Origin of the sequence: Amycolatopsis sp. NPDC059027, assembly GCF_042739735.1 — a bacterium.
In the GTDB taxonomy this organism is placed as follows: domain Bacteria; phylum Actinomycetota; class Actinomycetes; order Mycobacteriales; family Pseudonocardiaceae; genus Amycolatopsis.
This window is the reverse complement of sequence record NZ_JBHYIK010000074.1, coordinates 1-17121: the sequence shown is the minus strand read 5'-3', so window position 1 is coordinate 17121 and position 17121 is coordinate 1. Positions and strand designations below refer to the sequence as shown.

Annotated in this window: 12 protein-coding genes; 3 read left to right on the top strand and 9 right to left on the bottom strand. The window is 70.1% G+C overall.

Annotated elements, in window-relative coordinates:
* Positions 1–20 precede the first annotated feature (20 nt).
* From ACFWY9_RS36620 to ACFWY9_RS36610, 3 genes are all read left to right on the top strand, one after another.
* The gene (locus ACFWY9_RS36620; protein WP_378329418.1) at positions 21–1256 is read left to right on the top strand and encodes an amidohydrolase family protein; all 1236 of its coding nucleotides are present in this window, start codon (positions 21–23) and stop codon (positions 1254–1256) included.
* Between the two features lie 161 nt (positions 1257–1417).
* Positions 1418–4765 (top strand): serine hydrolase, encoded by a 3348-nt coding sequence (locus ACFWY9_RS36615; RefSeq protein WP_378341059.1) that lies wholly within the window; start codon positions 1418–1420, stop codon positions 4763–4765.
* Between the two features lie 410 nt (positions 4766–5175).
* Positions 5176–6360, top strand: coding sequence for a DUF222 domain-containing protein (locus ACFWY9_RS36610; RefSeq protein WP_378329416.1), 1185 nt, complete (start codon positions 5176–5178; stop codon positions 6358–6360).
* Positions 6361–6502: 142 nt separating this feature from the next.
* On the opposite strand, the gene ACFWY9_RS36605 is transcribed toward ACFWY9_RS36610, so the two are convergent.
* The 9 genes from ACFWY9_RS36605 to ACFWY9_RS36565 all read right to left on the bottom strand — a co-directional run bounded on the left by ACFWY9_RS36605 (position 6503) and on the right by ACFWY9_RS36565 (position 16959).
* The gene (locus tag ACFWY9_RS36605) at positions 6503–7408 is read right to left on the bottom strand and encodes a serine hydrolase (protein WP_378341058.1); all 906 of its coding nucleotides are present in this window, start codon (positions 7406–7408) and stop codon (positions 6503–6505) included.
* A 78-nt stretch (positions 7409–7486) separates the two neighbouring features.
* Entirely contained in the window at positions 7487–8983 is a 1497-nt protein-coding gene (locus ACFWY9_RS36600) for an amidohydrolase family protein (protein ID WP_378341057.1), read from the bottom strand.
* Positions 8980–9117, bottom strand: coding sequence for a hypothetical protein (locus ACFWY9_RS36595; RefSeq protein WP_378329413.1), 138 nt, complete (start codon positions 9115–9117; stop codon positions 8980–8982). The genes ACFWY9_RS36600 and ACFWY9_RS36595 overlap by 4 nt, the downstream gene beginning before the upstream one ends.
* Positions 9114–11081 (bottom strand): dipeptide ABC transporter ATP-binding protein, encoded by a 1968-nt coding sequence (locus ACFWY9_RS36590; protein ID WP_378341056.1) that lies wholly within the window; start codon positions 11079–11081, stop codon positions 9114–9116. The genes ACFWY9_RS36595 and ACFWY9_RS36590 overlap by 4 nt, the downstream gene beginning before the upstream one ends.
* Positions 11078–11920: an ABC transporter permease gene (locus ACFWY9_RS36585; RefSeq protein ID WP_378341055.1), complete on the bottom strand. Its 843-nt coding sequence runs from the start codon at positions 11918–11920 to the stop codon at positions 11078–11080. The genes ACFWY9_RS36590 and ACFWY9_RS36585 overlap by 4 nt, the downstream gene beginning before the upstream one ends.
* On the bottom strand, positions 11917–12873 hold the full coding sequence (locus ACFWY9_RS36580) for an ABC transporter permease (RefSeq protein ID WP_378341054.1): 957 nt from the start codon (positions 12871–12873) through the stop codon (positions 11917–11919). The genes ACFWY9_RS36585 and ACFWY9_RS36580 overlap by 4 nt, the downstream gene beginning before the upstream one ends.
* Before the next feature lie 13 nt (positions 12874–12886).
* Positions 12887–14497, bottom strand: a complete 1611-nt coding sequence (locus ACFWY9_RS36575) for an ABC transporter substrate-binding protein (protein ID WP_378341053.1) — start codon at positions 14495–14497, stop codon at positions 12887–12889.
* Positions 14498–14664: 167 nt separating this feature from the next.
* On the bottom strand, positions 14665–16296 hold the full coding sequence (locus ACFWY9_RS36570) for a PucR family transcriptional regulator (protein WP_378329408.1): 1632 nt from the start codon (positions 16294–16296) through the stop codon (positions 14665–14667).
* Between the two features lie 3 nt (positions 16297–16299).
* The gene (locus ACFWY9_RS36565) at positions 16300–16959 is read right to left on the bottom strand and encodes a TetR/AcrR family transcriptional regulator (RefSeq protein WP_378341052.1); all 660 of its coding nucleotides are present in this window, start codon (positions 16957–16959) and stop codon (positions 16300–16302) included.
* Between the last annotated feature and the right edge of the window lie 162 nt (positions 16960–17121).

Sequence of the window (17121 nt, the reverse complement as noted above, 5' to 3'; positions counted from 1 at the left end):
GTACGCGAAGAGGAGATGCGATGGACTCGGCTCTGTGGCTGGACGGTGCGGTCGTCGTCGACGGCACCGGGCGGGATCCCCTGCCCGGCACGGGCGTTCTGGTCGAGAACGGCCGGATCACCCGGGTCGGAGGTGACCGGCCTGCCCGGTCGGGAGTCCTCGACTGCACCGGGTTGACGCTCACCCCAGGGCTCATCGACGCGCACGTGCACCTCGGGCTGTCCAGCCCGGTCGACGCCAGTCTTCGGTACGAGCTGTCGGTCGCCGAACTCGCGGCCGACATCTTCGACAGCTGCGGGCAGACGCTGGACGCCGGGTTCACCACCGTCCGGGACACCGGCGGGATCGACGGCGGGCTGGTGCGCGCCGTCGAGCGGGGCAGGGTCCGCGGCCCCCGGATCCTGCCGTGTGGCCCGGTGCTGTGCCAGACCGGCGGGCACGGGCACTTCGCCGCGGACTGGGAGCCGGTGAAGCTGTGGTCCGAACGCGATGTGCCCGGCCTCTGCGGTCTTTCACTGCTGTGCGACGGCCCGGATTCGATGCGCCGCAACGCCCGCGAGGCGTTCCGGCGCGGCGCCACGTTCCTGAAGCTCTGCGTCACCGGCGGTGTCGTGTCCCGGCACGACAAGCTGAGCGACACCCAGTTCAGCGTCGAGGAGATCGCGGCGGCGGTTGGGGAGGCAGCGGCCCGGGGCACGTACGTGACCGTGCACGCGCACAACAACGCGGGCCTGCGGAACGCGGTGCGCGCCGGCGCGAAGTGTGTCGAGCACGGGTCGGAGATCGACGAGGAGACCGCGGCCCTGATGGCTGCCGAAGGGGTCGCGCACGTGCCGACGTTGAGCGTGGTGGAGAAGCTGGCGTCGGACGCCGAGTCGACCGGCTTGTCGGCCGACATCGCCGCGCGGCTCGGCTCCGTGCGCGACGGCCAGATCGCGGGGCTGCTCGCCTCGCGGGCCGCCGGCGTGCGCGTGGGGCTCGGCTCGGACCTCTTCGGCCCCGGCCAGGGCGCGCGTGGTTCCGAACTGGTGCTGCGTGCGAAGGTCGAGCCCGCGATGGCCGTCCTGGTGTCGGCGACCCGCGACAACGCGGAGATCCTCGGTATCGGCCAAGAGGTCGGCACGATCGAGCCGGGCAAGCTCGCCGACCTCGTCGCGTTCGAAGGCGATCCGCTGGCCGAGCCCGCGATCTTCGGCGACCGGTCGCGGGTCGTGCTCGTGCTGCGGGAAGGCCGGATACTCAAGGACCGCCGCTGACATCGGTTGGTGGAGCACACAATCCGGGCAGCCGCCTTTCGGGCGAATCGACGAGGTGGGCCGTGCGCGGCATTCCTACGCTCGGGATGGTGAATCGCCGGGCGCCGACGCAGCCGCTTCGGCCCTGTGCGCCGGGACCCCGCCTCAGCTAGGGAGAACTCATGGCCGAGCTTCGCCGACCCGCCCTGTCCGACCTTGCCCGGTTCGCGGTGCCGTCGGATCCCACGATCTCTCCTGATGGCACCCGGGTCGTGTACGTCCTGCGCACGGTCGATGCCGACGCCGACGAGAACGTCGACCGGCTCTGGCTGGCCACGACGTCTGGCGAAGCGCCGCGCGAGCTGACCACCGGACGCGCCGACAGCGGCCCGCGCTTCTCTCCGGACGGCACCAGCGTCGCGTTCCTGCGAGCGCAGGACGGTCCTCAGCAGTTGTGGCGGCTCCGGCTGGACGGCGGTGAACCCGAACGGCTGACCGAACTGCCGCTGGGGGCCGGTACGCCGGTGTGGAGCCCCGACGGCAAGCGGATCGCGTTCTCCGCTCCGGTCGACCTGGCCGCGACGTCCGGCGAGACCGAGCAGGCGCGAGATGCGCGGGCAGCTGCGCCGCTCACGCAGGATCGCCTGTTCCACAAGCTCGACGGCGCGGGGCGGCTGCGTGAAATCCGGCAGCACGTCTTCGTCCTCGACCTCGGCGACCGCTCGGTGAAGCAGGTGACGAGCGGTGACTTCCACGCGAGCACTCCGGCGTGGTCGCCGGACGGTGGGAAACTGGTCTACGGCAGCGGGCTCGCGGCCGACGCGGATCTCAGCGGCGAGTCTTCGGCGTACGTGCTGCGCCTCTCGGACGACGAGGCCGAACCCCGGCGGATCGGGCCACCTGGCGGCACGGTGAGCGCGGTGAACTGGGCGGGCGCGGACATCCTGCTCGTCTGCGCGCCCGACACCGAGGTGCGCAACGCCCGGCTCGCGCGGGTCGATCCGGACACCGGGGATCTCGAGTACCTGACCACAGGGCTCGACCGCAATGTCATGCCCGGTGCGGGTGGCTACCCGGGCGCGCTCCCGCAGCCCTGGGCGGAGGACATCTTGTTCTGCGCCAGGGATCGCGGCTGCACACAGCTTTACACGACCGGTGCCGCGGGGACGAGGAAGCTGATCGACGGGAACCGCGTCGTATCCGGGCTTTCCGTGGCGGGCTCGGCCGGCGTCGCGGCGGTTGTGGTGTCCACAGTGGACTCGGCGGGGGAGATCTCGCTCCTGGACCCGGCGTCCGGGGAGCTCACACCCCTCACGTCGCACACCGCGGAGGCGTTCGGCGACGTCGAGTTGTTCACTCCGGTGGAGCGCACGTTCGCTGTCTCCGACGGCGGCGAGGTGCACGGCTGGCTGGTGCGCGACCCCGCGGCGATCGGGCCGCTCCCGTTGCTGGTGGACGTGCATGGTGGACCGCACAACGCGTGGAGCCCGGTGCGCGACCCAGCGCACCTGTACCACCAGGTGCTGGCCGCGCGCGGCTGGGCGGTGCTGCTGCTCAACCCGCGAGCCAGCGACGGCTACGGTGAAGACTTCCTGCGCGGCGCGGTGGGAGCGTGGGGTGAGGCGGACGAACGCGACTTCCTCGAGCCGGTGGACCAGTTGGTCGCCGACGGGACCGCGGACCCGAAGCGCCTGGCGTTGTGCGGTTACAGCTACGGCGGCTACATGGCCTGCTGGCTGCCGACCCGCACCGGCCGCTTCGCCGCCGTCGTGGCAGGCGGCGTCGTCAGCGACCTGGTGAGCATGGCCGGCACATCCGACGCCGGATCGATGTTGTTCCGGTCCGAAATTGGGGGGACATTCTGGGACGACCCCGCGCGGTTCGCCGCGCTGTCGCCGATCGCGCAGGTCGGCAAGGTCACCAGCCCGACGCTCGTGCTGCACGGCGAGGCGGACGAGCGGTGCCCGGTCGGTCAGGCCGAACAGTGGTTCGGCGCGCTGCGTGCGCGCGACGTCCCCGCGGAGCTCGTGCTCTACCCGGGCGCGTCGCATCTGTTCATCCTCAACGGAAGGCCCTCGCACCGAGCCGACTACAACCGGCGCGTCGTCGACTGGGTCGTGCGGCACACCCGTACCGCCGCGCGGGACGGGGCGGTGTCCGCCGCGGTGCCACTGGATCAGGCGTACTGGCAGCGGCGGCTGGATCTGCTCGCCGAGGAACACGGGATTGTCGGGGCGTCGCTGGCGATCCACTTCGGCGAAGAGACCGCCGAAGCCGCGTACGGGGTGGTGAACAAGCGCACCGAGGTGCCCGCGACCCCCGACTCGATCTTCCAGATCGGCTCGATCTCGAAGGTGTACACGGCGACTGTCGCCATGCGGCTGGTGGACGAGGGCAAGCTGAGCCTGGACGCGCCGGTCGTCGACGTGCTGCCCGATCTGGTGCTCACCGACCCGGAGGTGATGAAGCGGGTCACGCTGCGCCATCTGCTGACCCACACCAGCGGGATCGACGGGGACGTCTTCACCGACACCGGCCGGGGCGACGACTGCGTCGAACGGTACGTCGCCGGCCTCGCCGAGGTCGCCCAGAATCACCCGATCGACGCGACCTGGTCGTACTGCAACTCCGGGTTCGTGCTGGCCGGCCGGATGATCGAACGGGTCACCGGGCTGGTCTGGGACGAAGCCATGCGCGAGCTGCTGTTCCGCCCGCTCGGGCTGACGGCGACCGTGACCCTGCCCGAGGAGGCGTTGCTGCACAACGCCGCGCTGGGGCACGTGAACGGTAAGGACGGTGTGCCGGTACCCGCGCCGCGCTGGGAGATCCCACGTTCCTCCGGCCCCGCGGGGACCATCAGCGCCAGTGCGCGGGAAGTCCTCGAGTTCGCCCGGATGCACCTGCGCGGGGGATTGGCGGCCGACGGCACCCGCGTGCTCTCGGAGGCGCTCACCGCCGACATGCGGCGGAACCAGGTCACTTTGCCGGAAGGGGTGGGCCTGGCGGACTCGTGGGGGCTCGGCTGGTTCCGGCACCACTGGCAGGGCCACGAGATCGTCGGCCACGACGGCGGGACGATCGGTCAGATCGCGTGCCTGCGGATCCTGCCGGAGCGGGGTCTCGCGGTGTGCCTGCTGACCAACGGCGGGCCCGCGCGCGACCTCTACAACGCCTTGTACCGCGAGATCTTCCGCGACCTCGTGGACGTGGAGATGTCCCCGCCCTTCGGGAAACCCGATGTTCCGGCGTCCGTGGACGCCGCGAGCGTCACCGGCGTGTACGAACGGGCAGGCGTCCGGCTCGACGTGTTCGAAGAGGACGCCGCGGTGCGGATGCGCGTGACCCAGACCGGTGCGATGGCCGAGCTGGGGGCCGCCGAACCGATGGTGCTGGATCTGCTTCCCGATTCGGAAAACCGATACCTGGCGCGCATGCCCGGTGAGCGGCAGTGGACGCCCGTGTTGTTCTACCGGCTCGCCGACGGAACTCCGTACGTCCACTTTGGTGGCCGTGCCGCACCGAAGCTCTGAGGCTCGCGGTGTCTCCTCGGCGATATCCCTTGGCAGGGGAGACACCGCCCCGACGAGTCCACCCGTCTTCCGCGCGAGTTCTCCGTTCGCGTGCGTGAGTTCCACATTCAGTCTCCGATGTCGTTGGTGTGCCGGGGTTCCCGGTGTGGCTTCGCTGTGAGGCGGAGACCGGCGCTCCCCTTCAATCACGTTTACCAGACCCGGAGCGAGTGGTCATCCTTGCCGGTCCGAGTTCGTGCTTATTTTCGTGCCGACAGGTAAGCGGAATGCCGGTTCATGTTGTCTCGGAACGCTCAATTGCCTTATGTGTCAACGTATTCCGGTTGCTTCTATCCCTTGTGGACAGTGTCAGTCAAGTTCGCTCGTGTGAGTGATGTGCTCGCACGCGTGTTCGAGGTACTGTCGAATGCGTGTCCAATTCCGCTGTTTCCCAGTCCCCGCTCGACGCCGCCGGCGCCGGCGCGGCTTTGTCCGAGTATTGCGGTATAGGAAAGGAGATGTGCCGGTCGCAGGCGCGCCAGTTACGTGCGCTGGAGCGGTATTCCGAGTGTGTCGGGTCGCGAAGATCGGCCACCGCGGAGCTCGCGCTCGCTGCTGGTCTCACTGTGCGGCAGGCAGAGCGGAAGCTGTCTCTCGCCGAGGCGTTGGTGCGTCGCCTGCCGTGCACGTTGGCGGCGATGGAGGAGGGTGAGCTCGATGAGCTGAAGGCGTCGAAGGTGGCCGAGGCGACGACGGCGCTGTCGGATGAGTCGGCGCGGCGGGTGGACGAGATCATCGTGCACCGGCTGGCCGGGAAGAACTCCAGTACGCTGCGGCGGTCGGTGAACGGGGTCGTCCTGACCGTGGACCCTGACGGATACGAGCGTCGCGCCCGTGCCCGGCGACGGACCCGGCAGGTGCGGCTGCACCACGAGGACGAGACCATGAGCAGCCTCACCGCGAAGCTGCCGGTCGAGCAGGCCAGTGCGATCTATTCCTCAGTCGATCGTGCCGCCCGGCAGTTGCGCCGTCTGCCGGGTGAGGAACGCACCACCGAGCAGTTACGCGCCGACGTGTTCGCCGAGCGGCTCTTGGCCGCCCGAGGCGGGGACGCGAGTGTGCGGGCGGATGTCCATGTCTATGTCGATCTGCTGACCTTGGCCGGGTTGAACAACGAGCCCGCCGAGGTGGCCGGATACGGGCCGGTCCCGGCGTGGCTGGCCCGGCAGATCGCCGCCGAGCCGTCGTCGGCCTGGAAACGGTTGATCACCGACCCCGACACCGGCCAGCTCCTGTCGGTCGGGCGCCACAAGTACCGGCCGCCGGCCGACCTGGACAGCTTCATCCGGGTTCGTGACCGCGAATGCGGCACGCCGGGCTGTCATCGTCCGGCCCAGTTCGCCGAACTCGACCACGTCGAGGACTGGCATGCCAAGAACGGCGAAACCAGCGTAGACAACCTCGGCGGCCGCTGCGGTTTCCACCACAAAGTCAAGAACGAACCCGGCTGGCATCACATCCCCCACGAGGACGGGAGCTATACGATCGTCACACCGACAGGACGCAGATTCGTCCATCGCCCGAAACCATTCCATGAACCCCGCACAGTCGCTTGACACCTGTCGGCCACGGGAACGACAGCGGCCATCAACGCAACCGGCATCCTTGCCTCATCCGCCAAGGCACAGCAGGCGAGTGGCTCTGCTCCATGGGTTGGAGGGCGTCATCGATCGACGGCGGTGCAGTGACGGCTGGACATCACGCGGACCCGTTGCCGCGCAACCATTCCACGGCCTTCGCCCCGGCGTAGCCGATGAACGCGTCACGAGCGGGAACCTGCGAACGCGCATCCACGGCACGGGTGAAGACCGCGACCGCGTAGCGGCCGCCACCGTCGAATTCGACCACGCCGACCTCGTTGCGGACCGTCGGCAGGGTACCGGTCTTGCCGGAGACGCGGACGTCGTCGCCAATGAACCCGGACCGCAGCCGATGAGGCCACACCTGCCCGCCCAGCCAGCGCCGGACGTCGGCGCAGGCCGCCGGCGACGCCGCCTCATTGCGCCAGATCATCGCGAGCAGCCGCGTCGTCTCCGCCGGTGTGGAACGGCAGGTTTGCGCGGGGTCCAGCGCGCGCAGGCACGAAAGCTGCTCGGCCGACAGGTCACTCAGCGCACGCTCGTCGTCCTCGTAGTCGATGCCGAGATCTTCGACGACAGTGTGCAGCAGCTCGGCACAGTTGGCGGGAACCGCCGTTCCCGGCAGCTGAAGCACCGTGAGGAGTGTCTTCACCGACTCCTTGGTCACCTTGCCGAGCACGATGTCGGTGGCGACGTTGTCGCTGACGCTGATCATCAATCCGGCCAGCGCGTCCCAGGACAACGTCGTTTCGTGCGGAAACGTGGCGAGCCCGTACGGCGACGGAGGCCCTTCGCCCGGCCGCACGGTGACCTGCTCGGCGAGGTCGATCGCTCCCGCGGCAGCCTGCCGAGCCAGCTCCACCGCCACCGGCACCTTGAACACCGACGCGGTGACGACCGGATCCTCGGCGCCGATCCCCAGCTCGGGGCCGCCGCCGACGGACTGGGCGTGCAGCCAGACCCGTACGCCGACACGCGCGGCCTCGGCCTGGATTTCGGCGATCGTGTCTTCCCGGGTACCCATGGTTCTCCTCACTGTCCCTCAGCGCTGTCCACTGCGGTGCTGTCGACTGCGGTGCTGTCCACTTCAGCGCCGCACACCTCAGCGCTGTCCACTTCGGATCGGCCGGCCCGCGGTGGAGGCGGTGTCGAGTTTCCCGTCGGCGATGACGAACTGCCCGCCGACCAGCAGGTGCCGGACTCCGGTGGAGGGCGCGACGACGAGGTAGTCGCCCTGCTCGGCGAACGTCCGCGGATCGAAGACGACGAGGTCGGCGTCGGCGCCCGGCTGGACGCGGGCCTTGCGGCGCATCGACGGCACGGCCTCCTCCAGGATCCGTGCCGGGACCAGCGTGCATCGGTGGACGGCTTCGGGCAGCGACAGCACCCCCAGCTCGCGGACCAGCCAGCCGAAGGTCCGCCCGTAGCAGCCGGTGCTGCGCGGGTGGGTCAGCGACGCGTCCGGCACCGGCCAGTCGTGCAGCACCGGCGCACCGCCCGGTGCGACGAGGGGCGTGGCGTCGGAGGCGATCGCGGTGTCCGGGAACAGCAGCGACCGCAGCAGCAACTCCCGGTCCGCTTCGAGGGTTTCGTCGGCCCACTGGATCACCGCGGCGCCGCCGGGGTCGTTGGCTCGCAGCTCGGCCAGGCGTTCCGCGTCCGCGACGATCTCTCCGGTCGGGAGGTAGCGCAGCCGGTCCGGGGTGACGCCCATCCGTGGCAGTTTCTCCGGGGCGAGGAAGTCGGCGCCGATCACGGTCGAACCGGAGCCGTACGGATACGCCTCGGTGGTGACCTTGACGCCAGTGGCCTGCGCGCGGGCGATCGCTTCGGCGATCTCGTCGATCATCCGGTTCGACGTGCTGTTGATGTGGCACATGTGCATGTGTGCGCCTGTGCCCGCCGAAGCGGCGATGACCTCCAACGCTGCTTCCAACGACGTATGGGGTTCCAACGTCGAGATGTAGCGGGTGTGGGTGAAGGTCGGCGTGCCCAGGTCCTCGGCCCGGCGGGCGAGCGCGAAGTACTCGGCGGTGCCGGTTTCCGGTGCGTACCCGACGAGCACGCCGATCCCGATCCCGCCGTTGTCGACCTCGCCGGCGACGTGGTCGAGCAGCCGGTCCACGTCCCGTCCGCTCGCCGGCGCCTTCCACAGTGGACGGTCGTGGTTGGAGCCGAACATCGTCATCGGGTCGGCCAGCGGCGCGTCGTCGAACAGCATCATCCGCGACAGCAGCCACGAAGCCGAGAAGCCGTAGTTGACCGGCCGCCCGTCCTGTTCGGCGTCGGCGAGCGCGGCCGATACCGAAGCGGCGCCCGCCTCCAGTTCGAGTGCGGTGGTCACCCCGTCCATGGCCTGCAGCAGCAGCCCGGTCCTCGACTGCGCGTGGCTGTGCAGGTCGATGAACCCGGGAGCGAGCACCATCCCGGAGACGTCGATCGTCCGGCGCCCGGCCAGTGGGGTGCCCGAAACCGCGGTGATCGTCCCGCCGGTGACGCCGACGTCGCGGACGCCGTCGAGGCCGGTCTCGGGGTCGATCACCCTGGCGCCGGTGAAAACGACGTCGCACGGCTGGCCGCCGTTCGCGGCGGCGCTCACGCGGCCGCCCCGACACGGGGCGTGGCGAAAGCACCGTTGAGGAAGTGGGAGGCCTTCCCGTCGTCCCCGACGATGCCCAGCTCGTTCGCCGCGGTCTCGGCCACCAGCGTCAATGCCGCGGTGTCGATGGTCATCCGTGAGCCTCCTTCACTGCGCGAGAGCACTGGTCGTCTTCGCAGCCTACGGCGTGTTCCCCGGGGCTCGACTGTGCCGAACTACGAACTCCGGCCGGTTTTTTCGGGCCTGGGAACGACTTCGGAAGCGAGCCGATCAGCTTGCGGGTGTAGGCGTGGACCGGCGTGTCGAGTACCCGCGCGGTCGGTCCGTGCTCGACGACGTCGCCGCGGTAGAGCACGAGGACGTCGTCGGTGATCTGCCGGGCCACCGCGAGGTCGTGGGTGATGAACAACAGGCTGGTCCCGGTCTGCCTCGTCAGTTCCCGCAGCAGGCCGAGGATCTGCGCCTGCACCGACACGTCGAGCGCGGCCACCGGTTCGTCGCAGACGATGAGCTTGGGCCGCACCGCGAGCGCCCGGGCGATGGCGACCCGCTGCCGCTGCCCGCCCGAAAGCACGGCGGGTTTGCGCGCGGAGAACTCCTGGGGAAGCCCGACCGTGCGCAGCAGTTCCCGGACCTCGGCGGGCACGTCGGCCGGGACCTCTTCCCGTCGCCGGACGGCTTCGGCGAGCGTCGAACCGACGGACAGGGCCGGGTTGAGCGAGGAGTACGGGTCCTGGAAGACACATTGGACGGCGCGTCGCGCGGCGACCCGGTCGCGGCGGCCCAACCGCCGATAGGACGTGACGTCGACGCCGTCGAGTTCGATGATCCCCTCGGTCGGTTCGGTCAGCCCGAGCAGGCAGCGAACCAAGGTGGTCTTGCCGGAACCCGATTCGCCGAGTACGCCGAGACTGGAGCCGGCGCGCAGCGTGAGGTCGACCCCGTGCAGCACCTCGATTCCGTGCCGTTTGGATCGTCCGCTGTAGAACGATTTCCGCAGTCCCGTCACCTGCAGGACGGTCGCGCCGTCCGGTTGCCGGTCCGGTCCATCCACTTCGGACTCAGCGACGGTCGCCGCCAGTTCGTCGGCGATGCGCGGAAAGGCGATACAGGCGGTGAACCGGCCGGGCGCGCGCTCGGTCAGCGCGGGCGCGTCGGCCGTGCAGTCCGGTTCGGCCCAGGAACAGCGGTCGGCGAACGGGCAGCGATCGGCGACGTCGTCGGCGTGCGGAACGGAACCGGGAATACCGGCCAGCTCACGGGTCCGGACGTGGACCGAGGGCACCGAGCGCAGCAGCCCGGCGGTGTACGGGTGGGCGGGCGCCGCAGTGATCGCCGTGGCGGGCGAGCGTTCCACCATCGAACCCGCGTACATCACGAGGACGCGCTCGCTGACCGACATCGCAACGCGGAGATCATGCGTGATGAACACCAGCCCCATCCGCCGGGTGCGCTGGATTTCCTTCAGCAGCGCCAGGATCTCGCTCTGGGTGGTGACGTCGAGCGCGGTCGTCGGCTCGTCGGCGATCAGCAGCGCAGGATCCTTCGCCAGCGCGGCGGCGAGCGCGACCCGTTGCAGCATCCCGCCGGAGAGCTGGAACGGGTACTTCGCGGCCACCGCGGGGTCGGTGATCCCGACCTCGTCCAGCCTGCGCTGGATCTCGGCCCGCAACGTACGCTGGTTTCCGCGCACGGCAAGGCTTTCCGCGAGATGGGTGCCGATCGTGAGCACCGGGTTGAGCATGGTGAACGGGTCCTGCATGAGCAGGGCGAGCTCGCGGCCGCGCAGACCGCGAAGAGTGCTCTCGTCCGCCCCGATCAGCTCGGTTCCCGACAGTTCGTTTCCTGACAGTTCGTTTCCCGACAATTCGGTTCCCGACAACACTGCCGAGCCGCCCGCGCGGACCGACGGCGGCAGCAGCGAGATGAGCGCCTTCGCCGTCATCGACTTCCCGGAGCCGGATTCGCCGACGAGGCACACGGCTTCACCCGGCGCGACGTCGAAGCCGACCTCCCGCACCAGGGTGCGCGGTCCGCCGCCGGAATCGTGCGTGACCGTCAGATTCCGCACGCGCAGCAGCGTTTTGCCGCCGGTCATCGGGCCTCCCTGTGGGCGAGACGGTCGTAGAGCCCGTCGCCGAGCACCGTGACCGACGCCGCGGCCAGGGTGATCAGCGCGGCGGGCACGATCGTCGCGGCGGGGTTGAGGTCGAGGATGTCCTTGTTCTCCGCCAGCATCAGGCCCCAGTCCGGGGTGCCGGGCTGGACGCCGAGCCCGAGGAACGCCAGCGCCGACAGGGCGACGAGCGCGGTGACGAAGTCGAGGAGTCCGTTGGTCAGCACCGTCGGCAGCACGTTCGGCAGCAGATGACGGCCCATTACACGGCTTCGGCCGACGCCGAGTGTCACGGCGGCTTCCACGTAGGGCAGTCCTCGCTGGGCGAGGACCGCGCTGCGGACCATCCGGATGTCGGCGGGCGCGGTCAGTACGACGAGGACGCCGACCGTGACCGGGTACGAACCGCCGAGCACGCCCACCACCACGATCGCCACGAGCAGCGGCGGGACCGCGTAGATCAGGTCGATCGCGCGCATGACGAGCGCGTCGACCCAGCCGCCGGCGAACCCGGCGAGCAGGCCGACCGCCGTCGCGAGCACCACGGTGCAGGCGGCGACGATCAACGGGCCCGTCAGCGCGTGCCGGGTGCCGTCGAGGAGCCGCGAGAAGACGTCCCGGCCGAGGCCGTCGGTGCCGAGCCAGTGGTCCGCGCCGGGGCCGAGCGCGGCGTCGGCCAGGTGCTGCGCCCCGGGATCCTGCGGTGCCAGCCACGGCCCCAGTACGGCCGCGATCAGCAGCAGCCCCAGGATCATCGCGCTGGTCAAGGTCGACGCCGGGATCCGGCGGGCACCCACCATCGTGTTCGCCCCCGCGTTCATCGGACACCTCCGGCGTGCCGGACGCGGGGATCGAGGGCGAGGTAACACAGGTCCACGAGCAGGTTGACCACGATCACGACGGTCGCGGTGACCAGCGTCAGGCCCTGTACGACCGGAATGTCCTTGGTGCCGACGGAGGTGACCAACAGTGAGCCGAGCCCGGGCAGGCCGAAGATGTTCTCCACGAGCACCGTGCCGGACAGGGAGTAGGCCAGGACCATCCCCGCCGAGGTCACCACCGGAAGCGCCGAATTCCGCAGCGCGTAGGTCCGCCAGATCCGGCTGCCCGGCAGGCCGCGTGAGCGGGCGAAGCTCACGAAGTCCTTGGCCATCACACCCATCGCGGCGGCGCGGGTCTGCCGGGTCACCACCGCGATCTGCGCGACTGCGAGGGTGACCGCGGGTAGCGTCAGATGCCACAGCCGGTCCAGGCCCGCGCCGCCCGCTCCGAAGATCGGGAACAGGCCGGTCGCCAGGCCCAGCACGTACAGCAGCACCAGGCCGACCACGAACACCGGCGCGCTCATGCCTGCCAGCGCGGCCAGCGTCACCGCGCGGTCGGTGGCCGAACCGCGCCGGGTCCCGGCGAGCATGCCGGCGGGCAGCCCGATCAGCAGCACCAGCACGAAGCTGAACAGTCCCAATTGGACGGTCACGCCGAGCCGCTGGCCCATGAGCGCCGTGACGGCCTCGTGCGACTGGATCGACCGGCCGAGATCGCCCCGCGCCACCGCGCCGAGCCAGTCCCCGTACCGGGTCAGGAACGGCGCGTCCAGGTGGTACTCGGCGCGGATGCTCGCCAGCAGCTCCGGCGACGCCGGGCGGGTGCCGAGCAGCATCCGCACCGGGTCACCGGGGCTGAGCGCGAGCAGACTGTAGATGAGGAACGACACGATCACCAGCAGCAGGACGGTCGCGCCGAGCCTGCGGACGAGGAAGGTCAGCGCGTCCACGAGCGGCCCCCGGTCATTTCGCGGCCGCCCTGATCAGCGAAACCCAGTTACCCGTCAAGGAAATGTCGGTGCTGATGGGCGGGTCGAAGGTGAGCCGGTCCGCGATGGCGATCCCCGTCTTCGCTTCGAACAGCGGGACGTAGGGCAGCTGCTCGGCGGTGGCGCGCATGAGAGTCCCGAGCTGTTCGGCGCGCTGGTCGGTGCTCGCGGGTTCGGTCAGCTGGGTGAGGACCCGCTGGACGTCGTCGGGGAAGAAGTTCGCGGTGTTCAACCCGTTGGGACCGGCCGACTTCCTGCCGTACAGGACACCCGCCATCTCACCCGCGTACGGCGTCCCACCGCTCGCACGGAGAATCTGCATGCCCAGGTTCTGATGCGCGTAGAGCTGCGCGACCCACTGCTGGTCCGGCAGCGCCTTGAGATTCAGCTTGATCCCGAGCGGTGCCAGGTTGGTCGCCAGGTTTTCCAGCGTCAGCTGGGCCCACGGCTGGCTGGTGGTGAACGGTACCTCGGCCGTGAATCCCTGCGGGTGGGCCGACTGGGCGAGCTCGGCACGGGCCTTGGCGAGGTCGAACACCTGCCAGGGAACCGACTTCGTGAGCTGATCGGCCTTCTCCCGTCCCAGGGTGGAAGTGAGCTGGACACCGGAGAACATGCTCGCCGCGAGCGTGGCCTTTCCGCCGAAGGCGGGCTGGAGCAGGCCCTGGCGGTCGACGGCCGCGGCGATCGCGCGCCGCACATGGACGTCGTCGAAGGGCGGCTTGGTGATGTCGAACGACAGGTACATCGAGCCGGGTGACTGCGGGAACACCGTCGCCACACCGCGGGTCTGTTCCCACTGCCGGGCCCGCTGCACCGGGAAGTCGAAGGTGCCGTCCACCGCGCCGGACTGCATCGCCAGCCGCAGCGCGTCCGGGTCCGGGATGACCTTGATGTCCACTTCGGCCACCTTCGGCCGCTTGCCCCAGTAGCCGTCGTTCCGTCGCAAGTGGACACCGTCGGTGGAGAACGACGTGACCTGGTAGGCGCCGGTGCCCATGCCGGGTTTCTGCCCGGTGCCGAGATCCTTGCCCGCCGTCTGGACGTACGCCTTCTGCTGGACGAACCACACGATGGCGGGCACGTACTGGAACAACGCGTCCGGGCGGGAGAGCTTGACGGTGACCTCCGCCGGCCCGGTGACGTCCACGCTCTTCACCGCGGGCAGGTACAACGCGCTTTCGGCGCCACTCGCCGGATCGGCCTGCCGCGCGAGCGAGTACGCGACGTCCTCGGCGGTCATGGGCGTGCCGTTCCAGAACTTGACGTCGGTGCGCAGCTGGTAGACGTAGGTCAGTGGATCGGGGGAAGACCACGACTTGGCCAGGCCCGGCTGAAGCCGGCCTTCGGTGTCGAGGGTCAGCAAGGCGTCGAACGCCGCGACGATGGGCAACTCCGACCGCGTGTCGAGGGCGTGTGCGATGTCGAGCGAGCGCGGCGGGCCGCTCGCCGCCCACGTGATGAGCGGGACGTCGGCGTCGGTCGCGGCACGCGGTCCCGTGGCTCCGGTCGATCCTCCGGTACAGCCGGTCAGGAGCGCGGCGGCCATGACCATGGCGCCCAGCAAGGGAAATCTCGTCAGCATGGAGCGGTACCGCCTTCGCCTACGGGGCCAGCCTCACGAGGTGATCGGGAGCAGAGTAGGCAGGCGGTGACCCACGCCACTTCGTGAGAACGCACGAAAGCGGTCCGCTCCGGTCGTGGACTTCACCGAGTGGACAACCCACGGACCGGGCGGCGGTCAGGTGGCGTTCACCCGGCGGCGGGCACCTGCCGCAGCCGGTGCAGCCGCAGATCGATGAGCGCCTCGAAGCGGGCGTCGGGATCGGTGAGGTCGAGTCCGCTGATCTCGCACAGCCGGTTGAGCCGGTACCGGAAGGTGTTGGGGTGGATGTGCACCGCGGCGGACGCCTTCGCGATGTCGCCGAAGGCTTCGAGGTAGGCGGCGAGGGTGCCGGTGAAGTCCGAGCGGTGCTCGGCGTCGTAGGCCAGCAGGCTCGTGACCGCACCGGAGTCGTCGTGCTCGCCTTCGTCGTCGCGGTCCGAGATTTCGGCCAGGCGCAACAACAACAGGTCGAGACGCACCGACCGGACCGTGGCGCAGCGTTCGGCCCGGCCGGTCTCGCGCAGGACCCGGAGCACGACGTCGGCGTCGGCGCGCGAGCGGACGATGCCCTCCGGCGCGCAGGCCACCCGGCCGATGCCGACACGGAGCGCGACCCGGGTTCCCATGCGCTCCAGGAAGTCCTCCGCGACACGCAGCGCCATGACTTCGCCGTCGGACTTCCCGGACACCGGGAGCAGGCCGTAGACGACGTCGCCCAGTGTCGTCGCGGCGGCGGAGCGGTGCAGCGCGCTCAGGTGCAGCGCCAGCGCGTCGGCGACGCGCCGGATCTCCGCCGCCCGCTTGACGTCGTCGTCCGTGGTGTCGGCGAGTTCGAGGCCGAGGACGCACACCGGCTTGTCGCGCACTCCGAGCCGCCGGGCGGCCTCGGCGGGATCGCCGCTCCTGTCGAACAACCGGGCCACGAGTTCGGCGCGCAGCCGGGCGTCGACCGACGAGCCCGCGCGCTCGCGGAGCAGGTGCAGGGCGACGATCTTGGTGGCGTCGACGAAGGCCTGTTTGCGGTGTTCGGTCAGCGGTTCGGACACGACCGCCCACAGGAAGCCGAGCACCTCGTCACCGGCGCGGACCGCGATCGCCGTCCGCGGGAGCGCGCTGTCGGTGATCGCCGGGACGTACACCGGTTCCTTGCTGCGGTAGAGCTGATGGAAGATCCCCATCTCGGTCAGCGTGCGGGTGTGCCGTTCGGGAACCTGGCGGCCCAGCACGGTCTCGACACGGCCCTCGTCGGTGTTCTCCTGCCCGCTGGAGAACGCGAGCACCCGGGAGGAGCGGTCCTCGATGGTGACCGCCGCGTCCAGCAGCGCGCCCACCGCGTTGGCCAGCTGGAACAGGTCCCCGGTCGGATAGCCCGCGATCTCCTCGTCCGGGTCGCCGAACTCGGGGGGATCCAGCAGGGTACGCAGCAGGACGACGAGCTGCTCCCAGGACGCGGCCCGGCTCACTTCCAGGACGCAGACACCGCTTCGCAGCGCGGTTTCGCGGATGCCGTCGTCCAGCGGCGCCGGGGTCTTGAGCAGCAACGCCGCGCCCGCACACCGTTCGAGCTGGGCCAGCAGCGAGGCGACCGTCGCGATGTCGGTGACCCCGACGCCGAGCAGGATCCCGCCCGGCGCGACGGTGACGCCGTCCGCCGGGTCGTAGATCGACACCGAGCTGACCCGCAGATCGGGTTCGGGCGGCCCGGCGACCACCTTCAACAGCGTGCTCCCGAGGTCGTCGACGACCCGGCCCAGGCTCGGTCGGTGCCCTTCGGTCACAGGTCATCGCCTCCTCGTCCGGACGCTCAGCGGGGCGAGGAGGGCGTCGAGGCCTTCCTCGAAGATCTCTTCCTGGGTGCGCATCGCGTCGTCGAGACCGGCGCCGAGCTTCCGGAGCGTCGGGTAGTCGTCCGCGGGGAGCTTCGCGAGCGAGGCACGGACCTCGTTCCAGTACACGAGGTTGTGGTCCCAGTCGTGCCGGGCGGGATAGCGGAACGCGCAGCCGACGACGAAACGCTGGATCACCGCCAGCAGGCCGACCGCGCCGGGAATGTCCATTCCGGACTCGAGCAGGGCGGCGTAGAGCCGTTCGCTCACCCGGAGCTGGCCGGGCGCCGGCATGTTGCCGGTGTCGACCAGATGCAGCCCGGGATACCGCAGCAGCAGCGCGAAATGCGCCCGCACGATCTCCCTGACCGCCTCGACCGGTGGCGTGCCGGGCGGCGGCAGCGGCAGCCCGGCCATCAGCTCGTCGACAAGCGCGAGGAGCAGATCCTCCTTGGCGTGGAAGTGCCGGTACAACGACATCGCGTTGACGTCGAGGACGTTCGCGACCGACCGCATGGTGACGCCGTCGAGCCCGTCCCGGCCGAGCACCTCGACGGCCGCCGCGACGATCTTGTCCCGGCTGAGGGTCCCCCGAGGGGTGCGCTGCCCGGCCACCGCGCTCCTCCCGATCGGCACTTCGCTGTGTGCCGCGTCACGCTAGCATACAACGTAAGCTACGAGGTAGAACCAGATTCCGGCCGTGAAGGACTCCTTACCGGCACTGGGCCTGTCTCTTATACAGAGCTGACGCTGCCGACGAACATCCCAGTGTTGTTA

Bases quoted from the DNA above. Each gene is read 5' to 3' on its own strand.
- ACFWY9_RS36620 (WP_378329418.1), top strand. From the start codon at position 21: ATGGACTCGGCTCTGTGGCTGGACGGTGCGGTCGTCGTCGACGGCACC.
- ACFWY9_RS36615 (WP_378341059.1), top strand. From the start codon at position 1,418: ATGGCCGAGCTTCGCCGACCCGCCCTGTCCGACCTTGCCCGGTTCGCG.
- ACFWY9_RS36605 (WP_378341058.1), bottom strand. From the start codon at position 7,408: ATGGGTACCCGGGAAGACACGATCGCCGAAATCCAGGCCGAGGCCGCG.
- ACFWY9_RS36595 (WP_378329413.1), bottom strand. From the start codon at position 9,117: ATGACCATCGACACCGCGGCATTGACGCTGGTGGCCGAGACCGCGGCG.
- ACFWY9_RS36590 (WP_378341056.1), bottom strand. From the start codon at position 11,081: ATGACCGGCGGCAAAACGCTGCTGCGCGTGCGGAATCTGACGGTCACG.
- ACFWY9_RS36585 (WP_378341055.1), bottom strand. From the start codon at position 11,920: ATGAACGCGGGGGCGAACACGATGGTGGGTGCCCGCCGGATCCCGGCG.
- ACFWY9_RS36575 (WP_378341053.1), bottom strand. From the start codon at position 14,497: ATGCTGACGAGATTTCCCTTGCTGGGCGCCATGGTCATGGCCGCCGCG.